16 protein-coding genes are annotated in these 18473 nt (G+C 63.4%); 6 read left to right on the top strand and 10 right to left on the bottom strand.

Annotated features, from left to right (window positions below; all coding sequences use genetic code 11):
* Positions 1-116: 116 nt before the first annotated feature.
* Complete coding sequence (locus tag JQ628_RS19595) at positions 117-1322, bottom strand: CaiB/BaiF CoA transferase family protein (protein ID WP_212224627.1); 1206 nt, start codon at positions 1320-1322, stop codon at positions 117-119.
* A gap of 192 nt (positions 1323-1514) precedes the next feature.
* On the opposite strand from JQ628_RS19595, the gene glgA reads away from it, so the two are divergent.
* On the top strand, positions 1515-2945 hold the full coding sequence (gene glgA / locus JQ628_RS19590) for a glycogen synthase GlgA (RefSeq protein WP_249128142.1): 1431 nt from the start codon (positions 1515-1517) through the stop codon (positions 2943-2945).
* Between the two features lie 5 nt (positions 2946-2950).
* Here the strand turns inward: glgA and JQ628_RS19585 are convergent, their stop codons facing one another.
* Positions 2951-4069 carry a patatin-like phospholipase family protein gene (locus JQ628_RS19585; protein ID WP_212224829.1) on the bottom strand — a complete coding sequence of 373 codons (1119 nt, stop codon included), beginning with the start codon at positions 4067-4069 and terminating at the stop codon, positions 2951-2953.
* Between the two features lie 31 nt (positions 4070-4100).
* A complete protein-coding gene (locus JQ628_RS19580; RefSeq protein ID WP_212224623.1) occupies positions 4101-4319 on the bottom strand; it encodes a hypothetical protein in 219 nt (72 codons plus the stop codon).
* A 59-nt stretch (positions 4320-4378) separates the two neighbouring features.
* Between JQ628_RS19580 and JQ628_RS19575 the strand changes: the two genes are divergently transcribed.
* Positions 4379-5275 (top strand): LysR family transcriptional regulator, encoded by an 897-nt coding sequence (locus JQ628_RS19575; RefSeq protein WP_212224621.1) that lies wholly within the window; start codon positions 4379-4381, stop codon positions 5273-5275.
* A gap of 113 nt (positions 5276-5388) precedes the next feature.
* Here JQ628_RS19575 and JQ628_RS19570 read toward each other — a convergent pair whose 3' ends face one another.
* Positions 5389-6093, bottom strand: a complete 705-nt coding sequence (locus JQ628_RS19570) for a peroxiredoxin-like family protein (protein ID WP_212224620.1) — start codon at positions 6091-6093, stop codon at positions 5389-5391.
* A gap of 84 nt (positions 6094-6177) precedes the next feature.
* Positions 6178-6462: a hypothetical protein gene (locus JQ628_RS19565; RefSeq protein WP_212224619.1), complete on the bottom strand. Its 285-nt coding sequence runs from the start codon at positions 6460-6462 to the stop codon at positions 6178-6180.
* Positions 6463-6680: 218 nt separating this feature from the next.
* Here JQ628_RS19565 and JQ628_RS19560 point away from each other — a divergent pair, with 218 nt between their 5' ends.
* From JQ628_RS19560 to JQ628_RS19550, 3 genes are all read left to right on the top strand, one after another.
* A complete protein-coding gene (locus JQ628_RS19560; RefSeq protein WP_212224618.1) occupies positions 6681-7175 on the top strand; it encodes a DUF302 domain-containing protein in 495 nt (164 codons plus the stop codon).
* 135 nt (positions 7176-7310) lie between these two features.
* Entirely contained in the window at positions 7311-7793 is a 483-nt protein-coding gene (locus tag JQ628_RS19555; RefSeq protein ID WP_212224617.1) for a cupin domain-containing protein, read from the top strand.
* Positions 7794-7900: 107 nt separating this feature from the next.
* Positions 7901-9127 carry an MFS transporter gene (locus JQ628_RS19550; RefSeq protein ID WP_212224616.1) on the top strand — a complete coding sequence of 409 codons (1227 nt, stop codon included), beginning with the start codon at positions 7901-7903 and terminating at the stop codon, positions 9125-9127.
* Here the strand turns inward: JQ628_RS19550 and JQ628_RS19545 are convergent.
* Genes JQ628_RS19545 through JQ628_RS19530 form a run of 4 tightly spaced genes read right to left on the bottom strand, consistent with a single transcriptional unit; the run spans position 9093 to position 15007 of the window.
* Positions 9093-10412, bottom strand: a complete 1320-nt coding sequence (locus tag JQ628_RS19545) for an MFS transporter (protein ID WP_212224615.1) — start codon at positions 10410-10412, stop codon at positions 9093-9095. The two genes, JQ628_RS19550 and JQ628_RS19545, sit on opposite strands and share 35 nt — an antisense overlap.
* A 4-nt stretch (positions 10413-10416) precedes the next feature.
* Positions 10417-10956 carry a PRC-barrel domain-containing protein gene (locus JQ628_RS19540; RefSeq protein WP_212224613.1) on the bottom strand — a complete coding sequence of 180 codons (540 nt, stop codon included), beginning with the start codon at positions 10954-10956 and terminating at the stop codon, positions 10417-10419.
* A 35-nt stretch (positions 10957-10991) separates the two neighbouring features.
* Positions 10992-13193 (bottom strand): amylo-alpha-1,6-glucosidase, encoded by a 2202-nt coding sequence (locus JQ628_RS19535; protein WP_212224611.1) that lies wholly within the window; start codon positions 13191-13193, stop codon positions 10992-10994.
* Positions 13194-13243: 50 nt separating this feature from the next.
* Positions 13244-15007, bottom strand: a complete 1764-nt coding sequence (locus tag JQ628_RS19530; protein WP_212224609.1) for an ABC transporter ATP-binding protein — start codon at positions 15005-15007, stop codon at positions 13244-13246.
* A gap of 308 nt (positions 15008-15315) precedes the next feature.
* Here JQ628_RS19530 and JQ628_RS19525 point away from each other — a divergent pair, with 308 nt between their 5' ends.
* Positions 15316-16386 carry a glycosyltransferase family 4 protein gene (locus JQ628_RS19525; protein WP_212224608.1) on the top strand — a complete coding sequence of 357 codons (1071 nt, stop codon included), beginning with the start codon at positions 15316-15318 and terminating at the stop codon, positions 16384-16386.
* A gap of 105 nt (positions 16387-16491) precedes the next feature.
* Here the strand turns inward: JQ628_RS19525 and JQ628_RS19520 are convergent, their stop codons facing one another.
* On the bottom strand, positions 16492-18438 hold the full coding sequence (locus tag JQ628_RS19520) for an alkyl/aryl-sulfatase (protein WP_212224607.1): 1947 nt from the start codon (positions 18436-18438) through the stop codon (positions 16492-16494).
* Positions 18439-18473: the final 35 nt, after the last annotated feature.

Here is an 18473-nt window from a genome sequence, read left to right as displayed (position 1 = left end):
CCGGATCGTATATGATGCTGGCGTCAGATTGGCTGGAATCGCTCGCTGCGGCAAGACCATAACAAGCGCTGCGGATGAAAAGCCGCAGGGCCTGTTACGTGAAATTGACAAGATGGTCAGCGCCGTGCGGCAACTGCCGTCTTGTCGGAAAACGTTGCGATCTCGTCGTCGGAGAGGCCGGCTTCCTTCAGGTACGCGCGGGTGTGCTCGCCCAGTGTCGCCATCTTTGGCGCTGCCGCCACTTTGGCGCCGGACATGCGAAAAGGAAGGTTGAGTACCTTGAAAGTGCCGCCGCCATCGGCGACCTCGGCGAGCGCGCCGCGGTGCGCGAGCTGCGGATCACTCAAGGCTTCCTTCACCGTGCGATAGGCAGCCGACGGAACGCCGTGGCCGTTCAGCTCCGTGAGACACGCTTGCGTCGTCACCGTGCGCGACCATGCCTCGACCGCGTCCATCAATTCTCCCCAGTTGGCGCGGCGGTCGGAATATTTTGCAAAGCGCACGTCCGTGATCCATTCGGGACGGCCGATCACCTGCAACAGAGCCTGAAAGGTTTTCTCACTGGCGACGGCGGCCATGACATATCCGTCCGTCGTTTCGATCGGCCCGAACATCGGACGCTGGCTCGGCTGCACCTCGAACTGCGACCACTGCACTTCGTTGAGCGTCAGGCTCAGCATCGATTCCAGCATCGACACGTCGATGTGCTGACCCTTCCCGGTGCTGCCTCGCTGATACAGCGCCGCCGAAATGGCACCGAAGGCGTAGACGCCGGTCAGGACATCGGCGTGATAGATGCCGCAATAGTCCGGCCGGCTGCGCCCCGGCTGATAGGCGAGGTGCGCCATCTCATAGCCGGAGGCCGCGTGGATGACCGGCGCATAGGCCGGCAGTTCCGCCGAAGGACCGGTCTGGCCGTAGCCGGAGATCGAGCAATAGATCAGTTTCGGATTGAGCTCGCGGAGGGAGGCATAGTCGAGCTTCAGCCGCCGCATCACGCCGGGGCGAAAATTCTCGACCAGCACATCCGATGTCGCGACCAGGCGGCGCACGGCCTCGATGCCTTCAGCCGATTTCAGGTCGAGCACGACGCTGTTCTTGCCGACGTTGAGCGAGCCGAACGCGGTGCTACAGCCGTTCCGGACCGGAAGCCGCGTCCGCATCGTCTCGCCTTCGGCGGTCTCGACCTTGATCACCTCGGCGCCCATGTCGGCCAGCATGCGCGTGCAATGGGGACCTGCGATCGTGGTCGAAAAATCGAGCACGCGAAGACCTTCGAAGCTGCCTGTCAATTTCCCCTCATCCTTGTTTGTTATTGTCATTGGCGACACGCTCCCTCCCCGGCTTTGGCCGGCCGTTGGCCGGCCGGGCGTGACCCTAATTTGTGCAGCTCTGGCGGGAAAGCCTTTTAGGAACCCTTTGGCCTCGGGCGTATTATCCATGAAAGAAAACTGGACCTTTTCTTGCATAGCTGTTCGCCGGAGCTCATGCCGAACCTTTTGCAGGGGCGTTACTTGAGGGTTCTTTTCGTCACCACTGAGATGGATGACTTTATCCGGGTCGGCGGTCTTGCCGCTGTCTCTGCCGCCCTTCCCCGTGCACTGCGCGCCTTCACCGACATCCGGATCATGCTGCCGGGCTACCGGGATGTGGTCGAACAGTTCACGCATATTCATGTTTTGGGGCATTTGCCGGCGATGGCCGAGATGCCGGCCTGCACGCTCGGGGTCGCCGGCACCAGGGACGGACTACCGGTCTACATCCTGCTCTGCCCCGAGCTCTATGACCGGCCGGGCAACCCTTACGGCGACGAGAACGGCCAGGACTGGCCGGACAACGACATCCGCTTCGGCCGGTTTGCTTCGGCGGCGGCCGAGCTTGCCGCAGGCAGACTGGACAAGAATTGGGCAGCCGACCTCATCCACGCCAATGACTGGCAGGCGGCACTGGCCCCGGCCTACCTCGCCTGGAGCGGCCGCAAGATCCCCTCGATCCTGACCATCCATAACCTCGCCTATCAGGGTCTTTTCCCGAAGGAGTCGCTGCGGCGGATCGGTGCCCCGGAAAATTCCTTCCATATCGATGGGCTGGAATTTTACGACAAACTGTCTTTTCTCAAGGGCGGCCTCGTCTACGCCTCGCACCTCACCACGGTCAGCGCGACCTACGCGCGCGAGATCACGACGGAGGAGCTCGGGTGCGGGCTCGAAGGCCTGCTCCGAATTCGCTCCGATGCCAAGGAGCTGACGGGCATCCTGAACGGCATCGACGAGAGCTGGGATCCGCGGTCCTGCGAGCACCTCGCGCAACAATTTGCTCCCGGCGACTGGCATGGCAAGCAGGCCAACGCGGACTACGTGCGCAAGCAGTTTGGTCTCGCCGTCTCGCGCGGGCCGATGTTCGCGCTGGTCGCGCGCCTCGTGCATCAGAAGGGTATCGACCTCGTGCTGTCGGCTGCCGACGAGATCGTCGAAGCCGGTGGACAGATCGTGGTGACCGGCAGCGGCGAGCCGCGGTTTGAGAACGCGCTGGTCGAAGCGCATCGCCGCCGGCCGGATGCGATCGGCGTCACCATCGGCTTCAACGACGCCCAGGCGCGGCGGATTTTCGCCGGCAGCGATTTCACGCTGATGCCATCACGTTTCGAGCCGTGCGGGCTCAGCCAGATGTATGCGCAGCGGTTCGGCTCGCTCCCGATCGGTCACCAGACCGGAGGATTGGCGGAAACGATCAAGGACGGCGAGACGGGATTTTTGTTCGAACGGCCCTCGATGGATTCCTTCCTCGGCGGCGTTCGGCGTGCCTTCTCGACCTTCAGCGCAAAGGACCGGCTGGACGCGATGCGTCGCAGCGCGATGGCAAGATCGTTTAGCTGGAAGCTTTCCGCCGCCCTGTACGACTCGCTGTATCGCAAGACGCTTGGCCGTCCGACGGTTGCCGCCTAGCACACTCACTCCGCCGCAGCCGGCAGCTCATCCATGTGCTCGTGCAGGATGACGCCTGAAAGCGGATCGAAATCGCCGAGCCAGGGCCTTCGCGCCAGCACCGATCTGGTGTGGGCGTAGCCGGCGTCCCAGCGCTGCATGATGCCGGACGGCGTGAAATCGATATCCTTGGTGTGAGTCTCGCATTCGAGCTGCGGTGCGAGCAGCCGCACCACATGCATGCGCGTCGTGCAGCCGTAGCTTGCAAGCTCTCTCACCGCACTGCTGTTGCGCTCGGCCTCCGGCAGTCGCGCGGCCAGCTGATTGATCACATGGCGCAGGCGATGCACCTGCTGCTGGCGCGCGATTTGACTGGTGATCCGGCTCGAATACTGCACGTCCTTGTGCCGGTTCAGCACCTCGGACATGGTGACAGGCTCATCTCCCGAGGGATTCCACAGATGCACCGAGAAGATCAACGAGTTCCTGCGCGGGAGGTCATCGAACACAGCCTCCGTCGGTGTGTTCGACAGGATCCCACCGTCCCAATAGAGTTCACCGTCAACGCGCACGGCTGGGAATGCCGGCGGCAATGCGCCTGACGCCATGATGTGCTCGATGCCAAGCCGGCATTTGCGGCTGTCGAAATAGTGCATCTCGCTGGAGCGGACATGCGCGGCGCCGACCGTGAGGCGCGGCTTGCCGGCGTTCATCAGTTCGAAATCGACGAACTCCGCCAGTGTCCGTTGCAGCGGCGCGGTCGAATAATATCCGGCATGATCGGCGCCGAGCGGAAAGTCGTCGCCGGCATGGGCCAGCAATCTGGGCTGGAAGAACCCGCGAATCCCGCTGGTCACCGTTGACCAGTAGGAAAGCTTTCCACTGAAGCCTGGAAAGAGGTTGTCAAAATCCCAGACCGGCGACTGCTCCACCTTCTTCCAGAACTCGCGCAGCCGCGACAGGCGGTTCTGCCTCGAGTTGCCCGCGATCAGGCTGGCATTGATCGCGCCGATCGATGTGCCGATGATCCAGTCCGGCTCGATCCCGGCCTCATGCAGCGCCTGATAGACGCCCGCCTGGTAAGAGCCGAGCGCGCCACCGCCCTGAAGAACAAGCACGATCTGGCCGAACTCTCCGAGTTGCATCCCGTTGGGTTTGAAGTCCTTAACGTCCACGTCAGGCTCCCTGTCGATCCACCACGCCCCCACTGTTCGTAAAGGCGTCCGATTTCGTTACGGCATCAATATTTAGTGAGAGGCTGCCATCGACCGATGCGATGCCGGGATCAAGCAGCCATGTCGCCAACAACAGGCACCGAAAAATATGCCCGTTGGGCACGGTCGGCGGAAATACCGCCTGGCTTCTGAAACGATAGGTGCGCGCTATTGCAGTCATGATGTCATTTCCGGGCGTTGTCGGCTAATTTGATGCGAACAGATCGGGGCGGAACGATCATGGAAATGCACCAGGTGCGATATTTCCTTGCGGTGGCGCGTGTGTTGAACTTCACGCGGGCCGCGGAGGAATGCAACGTCGCGCAGCCCTCGCTGACGCGGGCGATCAAGCAGCTCGAGGCCGAGCTTGGCGGCGACCTGTTCCGGCGCGAGCGGCCCGCAGCGCAGCTCACCGAGCTCGGCCAGCGCATGCACCCGCTGCTTCAGCAGTGCTACGATGCGGCAAGCGGCGCCCGGGCGCTGGCGTCCTCCTTCAAGAGCGGCGAAGTCGGCGCGCTCAGGATCGCGCTGACCCATTCGATCGATCTGGCGCTGCTCATTCCGTACCTCGACCAGATCAAGCGGCAATTCAATCGGCTGGAATTCCGTTTTCTTCGCGGCAACAGCCACGAAGTCGGCGAATTCCTGAAAAAGGGCGAGGCAGAACTCGGCATCGCCGCCGAGATCGATGCGGACTGGAACCGGCTCGATAGCTGGCCGCTGTTCACCGAAAGCTTCGACCTCGTCGTCAACCGGCAGCATCCGCTGGCCGATCGCGACGGCATCGGCTTCGAGGATCTGCGAAACGAGCAGTTGCTGTCGCGCAAATATTGCGAGCATGCCGTTCGCCTCAACGACTCCTTGCGTGAACAAGGCATCAACGTCGACCGCAGTCACGAAATCTCGTCCGAGCGCGATCTGATCTCGCTGCTGGAAGCCGACATCGGCTTTGCCGTAATGCCTCATACCGCGACGATCCCGCCGACATTGCAGCGAGCGACGGTGGACGGGCTCGATGCGCGCCGCACGGTGCATCTCTATGGTGTCGCCGGGCGTCAGCGCACTGCGGTGGCCTCCGCCGTGATGCGGATGCTGCGCGGCGCGGACTGGCAGCAATTTCTCGGCAGGAGCGCTTAGAGCATGATCCGGAAAAGTGGACACCGGTTTTCCGAAAAGATCATGCTCAGATAAAAAGATAGAGCGGGATGACGATTCGAAGAAAAGTCATCCTGCTCTAGCGCGGCGCGGGCCTAGGTCGCGCTTTGCAGCGCCGACAGCAGGTCATCGATCTCCATCCGCTTGCGGAAGTCGGGATCGATAAACCTTGCCTTCACCAAACCGTCCCGGCCGACCACGAAAGTCGCGGGAATCGGCAGCACCCAACCGTCATTGCCGTGAAAATCCGACAGATCGTGCGACAGCAGGTCCCGGATTTCGGTGCCGAGCCAGATCGCAAGGTTGAGCGACAGCGCATAGCCGTTGTCGAGATCGGTCAGCACCGGGAACGGCGCGTCGGCATCGGCCTTGAATTTCTCGGCGTATTGCTGCCTCTCGGGCATGATGGCGGCGACCTGGCCGCCGACGGCCTTGACCCTGTCCATCGCCTGGCTCACCGCCCGCACGTTGAGCCGGCAATAGGGACACCAATGACCCCGGTAAAACATCACGGCAACCGGCCCCCTGGCGAGGAGAGATGTCAGGCTGACCAAGCGGCCGGTCTCGTCCGGCAGCAGAAAGGGCGGCATCGCCTCGCCCGGCCGCGGCGCATTTTCGCCGCCGCCGTTTTCATGAAGGCGCGCCACCAGGCGATCCACCGCCTCGCCATAGGCCGGAAAGAATTCCCGCCCGGCGGCGGCATAGGCCTCCAGTTGCTCGCGAAGCGTGCCTTCCATGTTGCGGCATCGCTCAAAGGCGAGCCTGAGACGCTCGGTATTGGCAGGCGAAAGCTCTGTCATGGCTGCTCCGGCGTACTTCATCTTTCCGATACTATTTTTTGGCGGAGGCCGCCCGCAAGGGGCAGTCTCCGCAAGGGCGAAAAATCAGGGCAGATAGAAATTGCTGGTGGGATCGAGCATCCCCGACGTTGAATAGAGCTGACCGTTGTCCATGAAGAAGACGGTGTTGTTCGGCACCTTGGTGGCATTCTTCGTCATCGCGCTCCGGTTCTTGTCGCCGGCGGCCATCGCCATGGCGCTCATCTTGCCGGGACCGCCATACGTGTAGGCCATGCCCGATTTGAATTCCCAGGCCGATTGCGAAAGCGCTGACGTGGCGATCGCAGCGAAGGCCGCGGTGGCGATGAGTGTCTTGCCGAGATTGGTCATGGGGGCTCCTGTTGAGTTGAGACGCCCGCCAATCGGGCGTGGACCCAATCAGAGGCCCGATCGCGCGGCTTCGGAAATACCGATAGCCAATCGGTTCGATAGCGGCGGGGCATCGCATCCCAATAGCGGGCGGCTATCAATCTCAGAGCGCCTGCGCATTTCATATTTCGGAAGCGGGCGTCCATCCTGTCTGCCGACAGCACCGACAGGAGATACCGATGACCCGCCGCATCGCCACCGGCAACCTCACAAGATTGTTCATGCCGGCTCTGCTCGCCCTGTTCCTTATCGGGGCCGCCTCCGCGGCCCGCGCCGACAGCGATGACGGCATCGTCCGCGTCAAGAGCGCGGTGCCGATGCAGGAAGCGATCGCCCGCATCAAGGCGGACATCGCCGCCAAGGGGATCAAGTTCTTCAGCGAGATCGATCAGTCGAAACTCGCGGCCGACGCCGGAATCAAGCTTCGGCCTTCGACGCTGCTCGTGTTCGGCAATCCGCCGCTCGGAACGCAGTTCATCACGTCCAATCCGAATGCCGGACTCGACTGGCCGGTGCGGTTGCTGCTGACGCAGGACGATGACGGCGGGGTCTGGGCGGTCTGGACCGATTTCGGATGGATCGCGCGGCGGCACAACATCAAGGACCGGGCCGCACAATTCAAAATGGCAACCTCGGTCGTCGAGTCCATCACCTCGACGATCGCAACGAAATAGCGGGCCGCCGCTGAAGCGACCGCGCATAGCGTCGCGCTATCCAATCAAGAGCTAGCCGGCATTTCTCCGTTCACCTTCCTTCAACGAAGCTCATCGACGTAGCCAGCCGTCAAGTCACTCACAAAGGAGATCATCATGTTCAAATTCCGCAAGACTTCCGTCCGTCACGGCATTGCGTTCGCCGGCATCATCGTATCGCTTGCGTCAGCATCCACCGCCTTCGCCGGCGAATGCCCGGCCGACAAGATGAAGCCGAACGTCCGCGAGAAGGTCGATTACAGGCCGGTCGGCGTCACCGACGTCACGCTCGGCTCGATCAATCTCGAGAAACAGCCGGCGGCCATCAAAGACCGCGAGCTGCGCTTCCGCAAGCTGACGATCGAGCCCGGCGGAATCGTGCCGTGGCACTCGCATGACGACCGGCCGGCGCTGATCTTCGTCCAGCAGGGCGAGATCGTCGAGTACGCCTCCAACTGCGCCGACCCCATCGTGCACAAGGCGGGCGACATCCGGCCCGAAGTGTCCGGAACCTCGCACTGGTGGAAGAACCTCGGCAAGGAAACGGTGATCCTCTACGTCGGCGACGTCCGCAAGGATCCGCACGACCACAACATGTAACCGGATGTGACGAGCTGCCCGGCTCGTTACCGGATGTGACGTCCTGGCATTTTCGTGTTGCCCCGCCCGCCCAGGCGTCACATCCCCCTTCCAAGTGAGAGAACGCCATGACCGACCTTTCCACGTTCATGAAGCCGGTGGAAATGCACGGCCATTCTCCGGGCGTGGCGCTGCGCTCGCTCGTCATCGGGCTCACGGCATTTCTGACGGTGGTCGACCTGTTTGCAACGCAGGCGATCCTGCCGTCGCTGACACGGCACTACAACGTCACGCCGGCCGCAATGGGCTTTGCGGTCAACGCCAGCACCATGGGCATGGCGATCGCCGGACTCGTGGTCGGCTTTTTCAGCCCCCACATCGACCGCAGGCTTGGCATTCTCGTCAGTCTGGTCCTGCTTGCGGTTCCCACCACATTGCTGGCCACCGCTCCCGACCTCACGACGTTCACCGTCCTGCGGATACTTCAGGGTCTCTGCATGGCCTCGGCATTCGCCCTGACACTCGCTTATCTCGGCGAACAATGCAGCGCGACGGATGCCGGCAGCGCCTTTGCGGCCTACATCACCGGCAACGTCGCCAGCAATCTGATCGGCCGGCTGATTTCGGCCGCGGTCGCCGATACGCTGGGACTGGCGTCCAATTTCTATTTCTTCGCGCTGCTCAATCTCACGGGAGCCGTGCTGGTGTGCTTCACGATCCATCGCGTCCAGCCGATGGATGCGATGCCGGCGGTGCAATCGCCGCTTGCCGCGGCGCTGGAGCACTGGCGCAACCGCCAGCTCCGCTCGGCCTTTGCGATCGGCTTTTGCATCCTGTTCGCCTTCATCGGCACGTTCACCTTCGTCAATTTCGTGCTGGTGCGGCCGCCTCTCTCGCTCGGAATGATGGATCTCGGCCTGGTCTATTTGGTGTTCGCGCCGTCCATCGTCACAACGCTGTTTGCCGGCCGAGCCGTAGCCCGTCTTGGAACCCGGCCGACGATCTGGACGGCGCTGGCGGTTGCAGCCGTCGGCCTGCCGCTGATGCTGTCCGCGAACCTGATGCAAGTGCTTCTCGGCATGGTGCTGGCCGGCGTCGGCACGTTCTTTGCGCAGGCCTGCGCGACCGGTTTTGTCGGCCGGGCCGCCAGCCAAAATCGCGGCATCGCCAGCGGGACCTATCTCGCCTGCTACTTTCTCGGTGGGCTTGCCGGCAGCGCCGTGCTTGGGCAATTGTTCGACCGTTTCGGGTGGACCGCCTGCGTTGCCGGCGTGGGCGCCTCGCTCGCAGTGGCGGCGCTGCTCGCGAAAAATCTGGTGCTCACGACGTCTTCCGCGTCTCCGGCATCAGGGTGAGAATCAACAGGAGGCCCAGCATCGCGATGCCGGAAAGCCCGAGGAACGCGGTGCTGCTGCCGAGCTTGTCACTGACATAGCCGGCGAGCACTGTAGAGAGCGAGGCGCCGATACCCGTCGCAGTGCCGACAATGCCGAGCGCCAGGTTGAAGTGGCCGCTGCCGAAGGCGACATCCGCCACGATCAGCGGAATCATGACGGCAAACACCGCGGCGGTGATGCCGTCAAAGATCTGCACGGCCACCAGCAGGAACGGATCGGTCACCGTTGCAAACAGCACGCCGCGAATGGCGAGCGCGCCGAAGCCGAGCAGCAGCAGCGGACGCCTGCCCCACGCCTGCGCCTTGCGGCCGATCGACGGCGAGGTCAGCGCCACGATCGCCTGCGGCACGATGATACAGGCGGCGATCAGCACCGGCGCCCATTGGCTCGACCGCGTCGTCACCACGCCCGCCATCAGCGGCAGCATCGCCGCGTTGGCCAATTGCAGCAGCACGATGGCGCCGGCGAAAATCAGCAGCGGCTTCTGGCGGATCAGGTTGAATACGCTCGTCGCCTTCTTGTCCGGCACCTCGCGCACCACGGCGCCGTGGGCCTGCACGATGTCGATCTCACGCTCGCGAATGCGCGAAAGCGCGAACAGGGTCGGGATCGCCAGCATGAAGGTGACGAGGAATACGGCCTGGTTCGAAATGAGATAACCGACGGCGCCCATCAGCGCCGCCGCCGAACCGTTGCCGAGCGATGCAAAGCGGGCGTTGCGTCCGAGCCGCTCGCCGATCGCATATGGTCCGACCAGACCGAGGCTGATGGCGGCGATCGCCGGACCGAGCACGCAGCTTGCCATCGCATGCAGCGTGGCCGCCGCGGTGACCACGGGAAAGATCGGCCAGAGAGCGTAGGCCAATGCGGCTGCGGCAATCGTCGCGACGGCACAGCCGGCAACCACCCGCTCCGAACGGGCGGCGTCGACGATGGCGCCGCCCGGCATCTGGCCGAGCAGGCCGACGATGCCGCCGATCGAGAGCACGAAGCCGATCTCGACCTGGGTCCATTTCTGCGTGGTCAGATAGACCGCGACGAACGGACCAAAGCCGGTCTGCACGTCGGCGAGGAAGAAGATGAACCAGTCGAGGCCGCGCTGGCTCTGCTTCGATGGCGGCGGCCTCGTTGGTACCGGCAGCGGCGACGGCGAGAGTGGCACAACATTGCCGTCAGCCGGTCGCCCGCGGCGATCGTCGTCACTCCGCTTGATCGAATGGGAGGGACGTACAATCAGGCTCATCTCCTCACCGATCAAACTCCCACGGGCTCAACTTGCCGGCCGCTCCCAGCACGATCAGCGGTGTGTCTTCCTTGTATTCAGGCGCCGCGGTGACCTGTTCCTTGTTCAGCTCCAGCGTGACGGTGTCGCCCTTGTTGGCGATGCGGGAAAAATGCAGCGCGCTCCAGTCGACGACGATCTTGCGGCTGCCGACGCCGAGAAAGCCGCCGAAATCGATCACCGCGGCGCGCACGGTGCCGGTGCGGTCGACGATCACGTCGACGATCCGTCCCATGTTCTCGTTATTGGAGGCGCTGCGGACCTCGCGGCCCAGAATGCCGTGCGCATCGCGCGCACCGATCACCGTGACCGAAGGCGGTGGCGCCGGCTCCTTGGCAGGCGGCGCTGCCGGCTCTTTTTGAGTCGGCTCCTTTTGAGTCAGCTCCTTCTGAGTCTCCTGGGGCACGGCGCCCTTGGTCTGCGGCGGCGCATTGTCTTGCGCCCATACCGCCGCCGATGTCGCAAGGACCGCGCCGATGAAAGTCACCAGCAGTTTCGTGCGCATATGGCCTCCTCGCGATTACAACGACCTGCCGCCATTCAATGCGTCAGCACGATCGACACCTGGATCTGGCCGCGCGTGCGCAGCACCTCCAGCGACACCTCCTGGCCGTGGCGGCGGACCCGAAGATCCACGCTCGACGGTCCGAGCTTGATATCGCGGATCACGACCTCGTTCAAAAATTCCGGCAGGCGGGGATCGCGCAGCCGGATCTCGCGGCGCGCTGCATCGAATTCGAGCCCGAGCGCGGCTTCCAGCAGCGTGAACGGCGTGGCGCTGGCCCAGGCCTGCGGCGCGCAGGCGACCGGATAAAGCACCGGTCCACGCCGCCGCTCGCGCTGGAATCCGCAAAACAATTCGGGCAGCCGCCGCAGGTCCATGTAGCTCGCGGCGTCGAACAGGCCCTTGAACAGATGCGCCACCGAATGCTTCAGGCCGTACCGGGCAAAGCCGAGCGCAATCAGCGCATTGTCGTGCGGCCAGACCGATCCGTCATGATAGGACATCGGATTGTAGCGGGCCTCGCCCCGCGCCACCGTGCGAATGCCCCAGCCCGAATAGAATTTCGGACTCATCAGGTCGGCGGCGACCAACCTTGCATGATCTTCGCTCACGATACCGGTGAACAGGAGCTGCCCCGCATTCGAGGTGCGCACGCGACAGGGCTCTTTGGCACCATCCAGCGCCAGGGCGTAGGTGCCGAGCTCCTCGCACCAGAACGCCTGTTCGAACCGCTCGGCCAGCAGCAAGGCTTCGGATTCGAGGCTGGCGGCCTTGTCGATCATCCCGAGGCGGCGCGCGCATCGCGATGCGAGTCGCTTGCCGGCGAACACATAGCCCTGCACTTCGGCCAGCGCGATGTAGCCTTCGGCGAGCCGCCCGTCGGCATGGAAGATCGCGTCGTAGGAATCCTTCCAGCCTTGATTCGCCAGCCCCTGCTCGGTCGCGCGCTGATATTCGACAAAGCCGTCGCGGTCGGGATCGCCCGGACCGTCGATCCAGCGCAGCCCCGCCTCGATCGCAGGCCACAGTTCGGCCAGCGTTTCCTCATCGCCGGTGCGCTCGACGTAAAGCCCGGCCAGCAGCACGAACAGCGGCGTGGAATCGACGCTGCCGTAATATTGCGCGAACGGCACCTCGCGCAGCGTTGCCATCTCGCCGCCGCGCATCTCGTGTAGGATTTTTCCGGGTTCGGCGTCGTTGAGCGGGTCGACGGCGGTCGCTTGAAAGACGGCGAGTCGTTTCAGCACGCCCTTGGCGATGCGCGGGTCGACCCACAGCATCTGCAATGCCGTGATCAGGCCGTCGCGGCCGAACGTGGTCGAGTACCAGGGAATGCCGGCATAGGGATAGCGGCCCTGCGGCGTTTCCGTCATCAGCATGTTGAGGTCGGCCATCGCCTGGCACAGCACCTCGTTGAAGATGTTGTTGGAGGTTTCAATGCTGGCGGCGCCCGCCGTCGAGCGGCGCATCTCGCGGCGGTGCGCGAGCAGCCCGCGGAAGAACGGCACAGGCTTGTGCATGATCGGCCGGTTGCAGGAGACGGCAATGAACAGCGACGTGACCTGCTTCGGTTCAAGCTCGAAATGATAGGTCGCGGCGTTGACCGCGAGCCGGGTCGGCTTTGGATCGAAATGCAGCGCCGTGATGCGCGACTGCTCGTCGAGGCCGCTATATTCGAACACCACGTCGCTCGGGCCCAGCAGTCTCGCCGAGCCGACGCCGCGGCGCGGACGCTGCTCGCCGCGCACCTCGAACAGGTCGGCAAAGTCGTTGTCGAACAGCAGCGTGAGGTCAAAGCTCGCCGGCAGGTCGCCGTGGTTCTGCAGCCCGATGCGCTGATAGGCCGTGCCCCGCCACAGGAAGATCGAGCGCACGATGTGCAGCGTGTCCTTTTGCAGGACGAGGCGGTCGTTGCGGTAGACGTCGCAATTGGTGAGATCGACGGTCAGCGCGGAATTGTCGTCGCGCAGGTTGGAGCCGAGCAGCAGCGGCTGCATGTCGTCCAGCACCATCTCGAGGCGCGCGAGATAGCGAGTGTCGGCATTGAACAGACCGTCCGGTCCGCCGGCGGAAGCGCCGATGTCGCCATGGCTGTCGAGCACGATGAAGGTATCGTCATGCTTCAGCGAGCGGCGCGGCCGCGCCGCCGGTCCCGTCATCGGGATGTAGAACGGCTGCTCCGTGACGATTTCGATGGGACGATTGGTTGCAAGTTGCGTGACGACTTCGGCTGCCATTTGGACCTCGACGACTGATCCACCGGACTCGGAGACGCTACTGGCTGAACTCAGGCCGCGTGCGTGGCGAGACGACCCATCTCACGCGCGACCAGCTCGCGGTAGGGGCCCTTGCCTTGCAGGAGAATATCCGGGGGACCATCCTCGATGATCCGGCCGGCCTGCAACATCACCACGCGATCGAAATTGCGCAGCGTGGAGAGTCGATGGGCGATCGCGATCACAGTACGCCCACGCATCAGCCGTGACAACGCCTCGCGGATCGCTTCCTCGGATTCACCATCGAGCGCCGCGGTCGCTTCGTCCAGCAGCAAGATCGGCGCATCCTTCAAAAAGGCGCGAGCGATCGCGATGCGCTGGCGCTGGCCACCGGAAACCTTGATGCCGCGGTCGCCGACCATGGTGGCCATTCCCTGCGGAAGGGAATCGATGAAGTCGCAACGCGCCGCCATCGCCGCGCGCAGCACCTCGCTGTCGGTTGCGCTGGGGCGGCCGTAGCGGATATTTTCCATGATCGAGCGGTGGAACAGCGAAATGTCCTGCGGAACGACGGAGATCGCCTCCCGCAGGCTTTGCTGCGTCACCTTTGCAATATTCTGGCCGTCGATCGTGATGCTGCCGCCCTGCACGTCATAGAAGCGCTGGAGCAGCGTGAACAGGCTGGATTTGCCGCCGCCGGAGTGACCGACGAGGCCGACCCGCTGGCCGGGCTGGATGCGCAGGCTGAACTTGTCGAACACCTGAAGGCCGCCGGGATAGGCAAACGAGATATTGTTGAACGCAATCGCGGCGCCGCTCTTGACCAATACCTCCGCCTCGGGGTGATCCTTCAGTTCGTGCGGCTGCAACAATGTTGCGATCGCTTCAGTGAGGCGCGCAACATGCTGGGTGACGTCGACCAGCGCCACCGCCAGGTCGCGCGTCGCGCTCAGAATGGCAATGCCGAGCGTGCATACCAGCACGACGTCGCCCGTGGTGGCCGCGCCCTTCTGCCAGAGCGAGATCGCCCAGGCCAGCATGCAGATCGTGAGCACCACCGTCACGCCGGCATGCAGAATCCGCACCTTTTCGAGATAGCGCAGGCTCTTGCCGCGCGCGGCGAGTTCCTGGTTCACGGTGGCGTCAAAGCGGTCGTGCTCATGGCCGAAGCCACAAAATGCACGCACCAGCGGCAGATTGTTGACAACATCGACCATCTCGCCGTCGACGGCGGCGGCCTTGTTGGCATAATCGTCATGCAGCGGCTTTCCGGCTGCGGCCATGTGGAACATCGCCAGCACCATGATCCCGGCGATCACGATAAATGTCGCCGACATCATCAAGCTCACGGTCCCGATCAGGGCAATCGCCGCAACCGTGGCAAAGCACGGCGGCAACACATTCCAAACGAACATGTTTTCGGTCGTGAAAACCGCATTGGACGTCGCCGTGATGCGGCTGGTCAGCATTCCCGGCAATTTTTCGGAAAAGTAGCTGGGCGCATGACCGGTCAGATGACGGAACATGTCGCGCCGAAGATCACCCGTGACGCCAACGAAGGTGAAACTCGCCGTCCAGCTCGCGATGCGCCACAGGAAATTGTCGGCGGCGACCAGTGACATGAGGAAAATGAATGCCAGCCATACGCCACCCGCACGATCGGGGCCGCCGGACAGGCTGTCGACCAGGTTCTTGACGCCGTACTGCGTGCCTACGGAACAAGCGACCGCCGCAAGTACGGCAGCCAATATGACCAAATGCGCGGCGAGACGTTTGCGCAAATAGCGCAGCACGAACGAGAACGGACGGTGCGCATATCCTGAAAGATAGTCCATGTTCATTTGCAAACCTGTTGGCGGCGAACGAGATTTCTATTTCGTCATCTCGCGCACGGTTACGTGAAGGGCGTCGGTCCCGATATCGCCGCGCAAGGCCATCACTGCGCAACAATTTTGCAGCATCGTCATTGTCGAAACTCTGTTGGCGGCGGATGGCATCAGCAAGACCGCAGTGTGGAGGAAGCAAGAAGACCGCTGCACCTAAGGAACTTCGCAGGCGCGGGAACGTTCCCGCCTTATGGCACGCCGGTGCCAACTGTGGGCCAGGGCTTTCTTCACATGCATGACAAACAGGAGACGGAGAGATGCGCATCGCGCAGGTTGCCCCGCTGACGGAGGCTGTTCCCCCCAAACTGTACGGAGGCACCGAGCGGGTGGTGCACTGGCTGACGGAAGAACTGGTGGCGCTCGGACATGAGGTCACGTTGTTCGCCAGCGGCGATTCGAAAACCTCCGCGAAACTTGACGCGACCTGGCCGAAGGCGCTGCGCCTCGACGGCTCCGTGCGCGATCCCAACGCGCTGCACATGGTGATGCTGGAGCGCGTCCGCCGCAAGTGTGACGACGAGGAGTTCGACTTCCTGCACTTCCATCTCGATTACTATCCGTTCTCGCTGTTCTATCGGCAGCCGACGCCGTTCCTGACCACGCTGCACGGGCGGCTGGACCTGCCCGAGCACCAGCCGGTGTTCAACACGTTCTCGAAGCTGCCGGTGATCTCGATCTCGAATGCGCAGCGGCGGCCGGTGCCGCAGGCCAACTGGGTGCGGACCATCCATCACGGCCTGCCGGAAAACCTGCTGACGCCGCAGCCGGCCAAGCCCTCCTATTTCGCCGTGCTGGGCCGGATTGCGCCGGAAAAAGGCGTCGACCGCGCGATCAAGATCGCGACCCGTTGCGGCATTCCCTTGAAGATCGCCGCCAAGGTCGATCGCGCCGACCAGGAATATTATGACGAACTGATCAAGCCGATGATCCAGAACAATCCGCTGGTCGATTTCATCGGCGAGATCAGCGACCGCGAGAAGCCGGACTTTTTGAGTGGCGCGATCGGGTTACTGGTGCCGATCGACTGGCCGGAGCCGTTTGGCCTGGTGATGATCGAGGCGATGGCGTGCGGCACGCCTGTGCTCGCCTACAACCGCGGCTCGGTCCCGGAGATCATCGACGATGGCGTAACCGGCTTTGTCGTCGAGGACGAACTCAGTGCGGTTGCCTCGATCGACCGCCTGTTGCAGCTCGACCGCGCAGCTATCCGCAAGGTGTTTGAAAAGCGCTTCACCGCGCGCCGCATGGCGCTCGACTATCTTGCCGCCTATCGCGGCCTGATGGAAGAAGCCAAGCCGCGCATGAAGCTGGTGAGCAGCGCGGAGTAGCGGCCACCACCGTCATTGCGAGGAGCACTTGCGACGAAGCAATCCATCTATCCCCGCGCGGAGAGGTGGATTGCTTCGCTTCGCTCGCAATGACGGGCGCGATGTCTAACTCACCATCGTCCGCTTCGGCTCGACGATCTCGAACACGCGCGGGAATTCGTCCATCAGCGTCATCAGTTCGCCGAGCCGCATCGGATTGCCGGTGAAGGTGATCTTGCCGGCGCCGACGGCATCGGGAAACGTGGTCAGCTTGGCGATGACCTCATCCAGCGTGCTGCGCGCCAGCGTGAAGCCGGCGTCGGCATCGGGGGCCTGCGCGTCCGCGACATAGGTCAGCGCGGAATTTTCCAGGTTGAGAATGAAGTTTTCGCCAGTGTCCGAAAAACTCCAGTTCAGCACGATGCGCTTGCCTTCGGCCTTGGGACCGTTGAGGCGGACGCCGAGCACGTCCCATAGCTGCTCGGTGCGGAGCGCCGCCAGCGTTTCGCGCGGCATCGGCGCGCGCGCCGGCACTTTTGGCATGCCCTGCCGCAACTCCTGCGCGCCGAACAGATAGGCGTTACGCCAGGTCGAGCTTTCGGCGGCATAGCCGAGCTGCTCGAACGTGTCGGCCAGCATGGCGCGCGCGGCCTGATTGTCCGGCTCGGCGAACACCAGATGGCTCACCGCCTGCGCCACGAAGCGGAATTCGCCCTTGGCAAAATCCGTCTTTGCGCGCTCCAGGATCGCGGCGGCACCGCCCATGTATTCGACATACTTCCTGCCGGACTCGACCGGCGGCAGCGGATCGAGATTGACGGGATTGGCGTCATACCAGCCGAGATATTTCTGGTAGATCGCCTTCACGTTATGACGGATGTGGCCGTAATAGCCGCGCCCGTGCCAGGCGCCGTCGAGGCTTTTGGGCAGTCGGATCGTCTCGGCGATCTCGGTCGCGGTCAGGCCGTGATTCATCAGGCGGATGGTCTGGTCATGCGCGAACTTGTAGAGGTCGCGCTGCTGGCGGATCATGGTGTCGATGCGCTCGTGACCCCAGACCGGCCAATGGTGCTGGCCGCACATCGCGTCAGCCTTGCCGCCCCACATGTGCAGGGCCTCGCCGAGATATTTCGACCACGCCAGCGCATCGCGCACATCAGCGCCACGGAACGGCAGCAGATTGTGGAAATTGTGGGTGCAGTTTTCCGCAAGGTTGAGCAGCTTGTAGCGCGGGATGAAGAAATGCATCTCGGCCGGCGCTTCGCTGTTCGGCGCCATCTGGAATTCGAATTCGACGCCGTCGATGACGCGCTTGTCGCCGGTGGCGATGATCAGGTCGGTCGGGCGCAGCAGCGCGACCGAGCCCGCCGCCATCGACTTGCCGAGACCGCAATCGACCTGGCCGCGCACGCCCTTGGCGAGCAGCGGACCGAATTGATACATCGCGCGCCGCAGCATCGCGGGTCCCGCGATGATGTTTTCGGAGACCGCGTGTTCCATGAAAAAGTTCGGCGCGATGATCGGCACGCTGCCGGAAGCCAGCGTCGCATCGTCGAGCACGCCGCGAGCCCCGCCCCAATGGTCGGTGTGGGTGTGCGTGAAGATGACAGCGGCCACCGGGCGCGTGCCGCGGTGCTGGAAGTAGAGCTCCATCGCGGCGCGCGCGCCTTCGATCGAGGTCAGCGTATCAACCACGATCACGCCGCGCTCGCCCTCGATCAGCGTCATGTTGGCAATGTCGAGGCCGCGCACCTGATAGACGCCGGGCACCACCTCGAACAGGCCGTGATGCATGTTGAGGCGCGACTGGCGCCACAGGCTGGGATCGACCGTCGGCGGCGCCGTCTCATCCGAGAGGAAGCCATAAGGCTCAAGGCTCCAGACTACCCTGCCCTGCGCGGAGGCGATGCGCGCGTTCTCCACGGTGCCGAGAAAGCCGCGTTTGGCGTCATCGAAATCGCGCGTGTCGGAGAACGGCAGCGCCTGAAGCGTCGCCGCATGCTGCGCGATGACGGGCGCGGTGGCGTCCTTTGGAGACTCGATCGGCCTTTCACCGGCGGCTGGCTGGTTCATACCCCTGCACTCCCCTTGCGCTACAAACGGAATTT

It is taken from the genome of Bradyrhizobium lablabi, assembly GCF_018129385.1.
In the GTDB taxonomy this organism is placed as follows: domain Bacteria; phylum Pseudomonadota; class Alphaproteobacteria; order Rhizobiales; family Xanthobacteraceae; genus Bradyrhizobium; species Bradyrhizobium lablabi_C.
Note: the sequence above shows the minus strand (reverse complement) of the source record. Positions and strands in the feature narration are given on the sequence as shown.

Excerpts from the sequence above, each read along its gene's own strand:
- JQ628_RS19595 (WP_212224627.1), bottom strand. The coding sequence starts at position 1,322 with ATGACAATAACAAACAAGGATGAGGGGAAATTGACAGGCAGCTTCGAA.
- JQ628_RS19585 (WP_212224829.1), bottom strand. The coding sequence starts at position 4,069 with ATGCAACTCGGAGAGTTCGGCCAGATCGTGCTTGTTCTTCAGGGCGGT.
- JQ628_RS19580 (WP_212224623.1), bottom strand. The coding sequence starts at position 4,319 with ATGACTGCAATAGCGCGCACCTATCGTTTCAGAAGCCAGGCGGTATTT.
- JQ628_RS19575 (WP_212224621.1), top strand. The coding sequence starts at position 4,379 with ATGGAAATGCACCAGGTGCGATATTTCCTTGCGGTGGCGCGTGTGTTG.
- JQ628_RS19570 (WP_212224620.1), bottom strand. The coding sequence starts at position 6,093 with ATGACAGAGCTTTCGCCTGCCAATACCGAGCGTCTCAGGCTCGCCTTT.
- JQ628_RS19565 (WP_212224619.1), bottom strand. The coding sequence starts at position 6,462 with ATGACCAATCTCGGCAAGACACTCATCGCCACCGCGGCCTTCGCTGCG.
- JQ628_RS19560 (WP_212224618.1), top strand. The coding sequence starts at position 6,681 with ATGACCCGCCGCATCGCCACCGGCAACCTCACAAGATTGTTCATGCCG.
- JQ628_RS19555 (WP_212224617.1), top strand. The coding sequence starts at position 7,311 with ATGTTCAAATTCCGCAAGACTTCCGTCCGTCACGGCATTGCGTTCGCC.
- JQ628_RS19550 (WP_212224616.1), top strand. The coding sequence starts at position 7,901 with ATGACCGACCTTTCCACGTTCATGAAGCCGGTGGAAATGCACGGCCAT.
- JQ628_RS19545 (WP_212224615.1), bottom strand. The coding sequence starts at position 10,412 with ATGAGCCTGATTGTACGTCCCTCCCATTCGATCAAGCGGAGTGACGAC.
- JQ628_RS19540 (WP_212224613.1), bottom strand. The coding sequence starts at position 10,956 with ATGCGCACGAAACTGCTGGTGACTTTCATCGGCGCGGTCCTTGCGACA.
- JQ628_RS19535 (WP_212224611.1), bottom strand. The coding sequence starts at position 13,193 with ATGGCAGCCGAAGTCGTCACGCAACTTGCAACCAATCGTCCCATCGAA.
- JQ628_RS19530 (WP_212224609.1), bottom strand. The coding sequence starts at position 15,007 with ATGGACTATCTTTCAGGATATGCGCACCGTCCGTTCTCGTTCGTGCTG.
- JQ628_RS19525 (WP_212224608.1), top strand. The coding sequence starts at position 15,316 with ATGCGCATCGCGCAGGTTGCCCCGCTGACGGAGGCTGTTCCCCCCAAA.
- JQ628_RS19520 (WP_212224607.1), bottom strand. The coding sequence starts at position 18,438 with ATGAACCAGCCAGCCGCCGGTGAAAGGCCGATCGAGTCTCCAAAGGAC.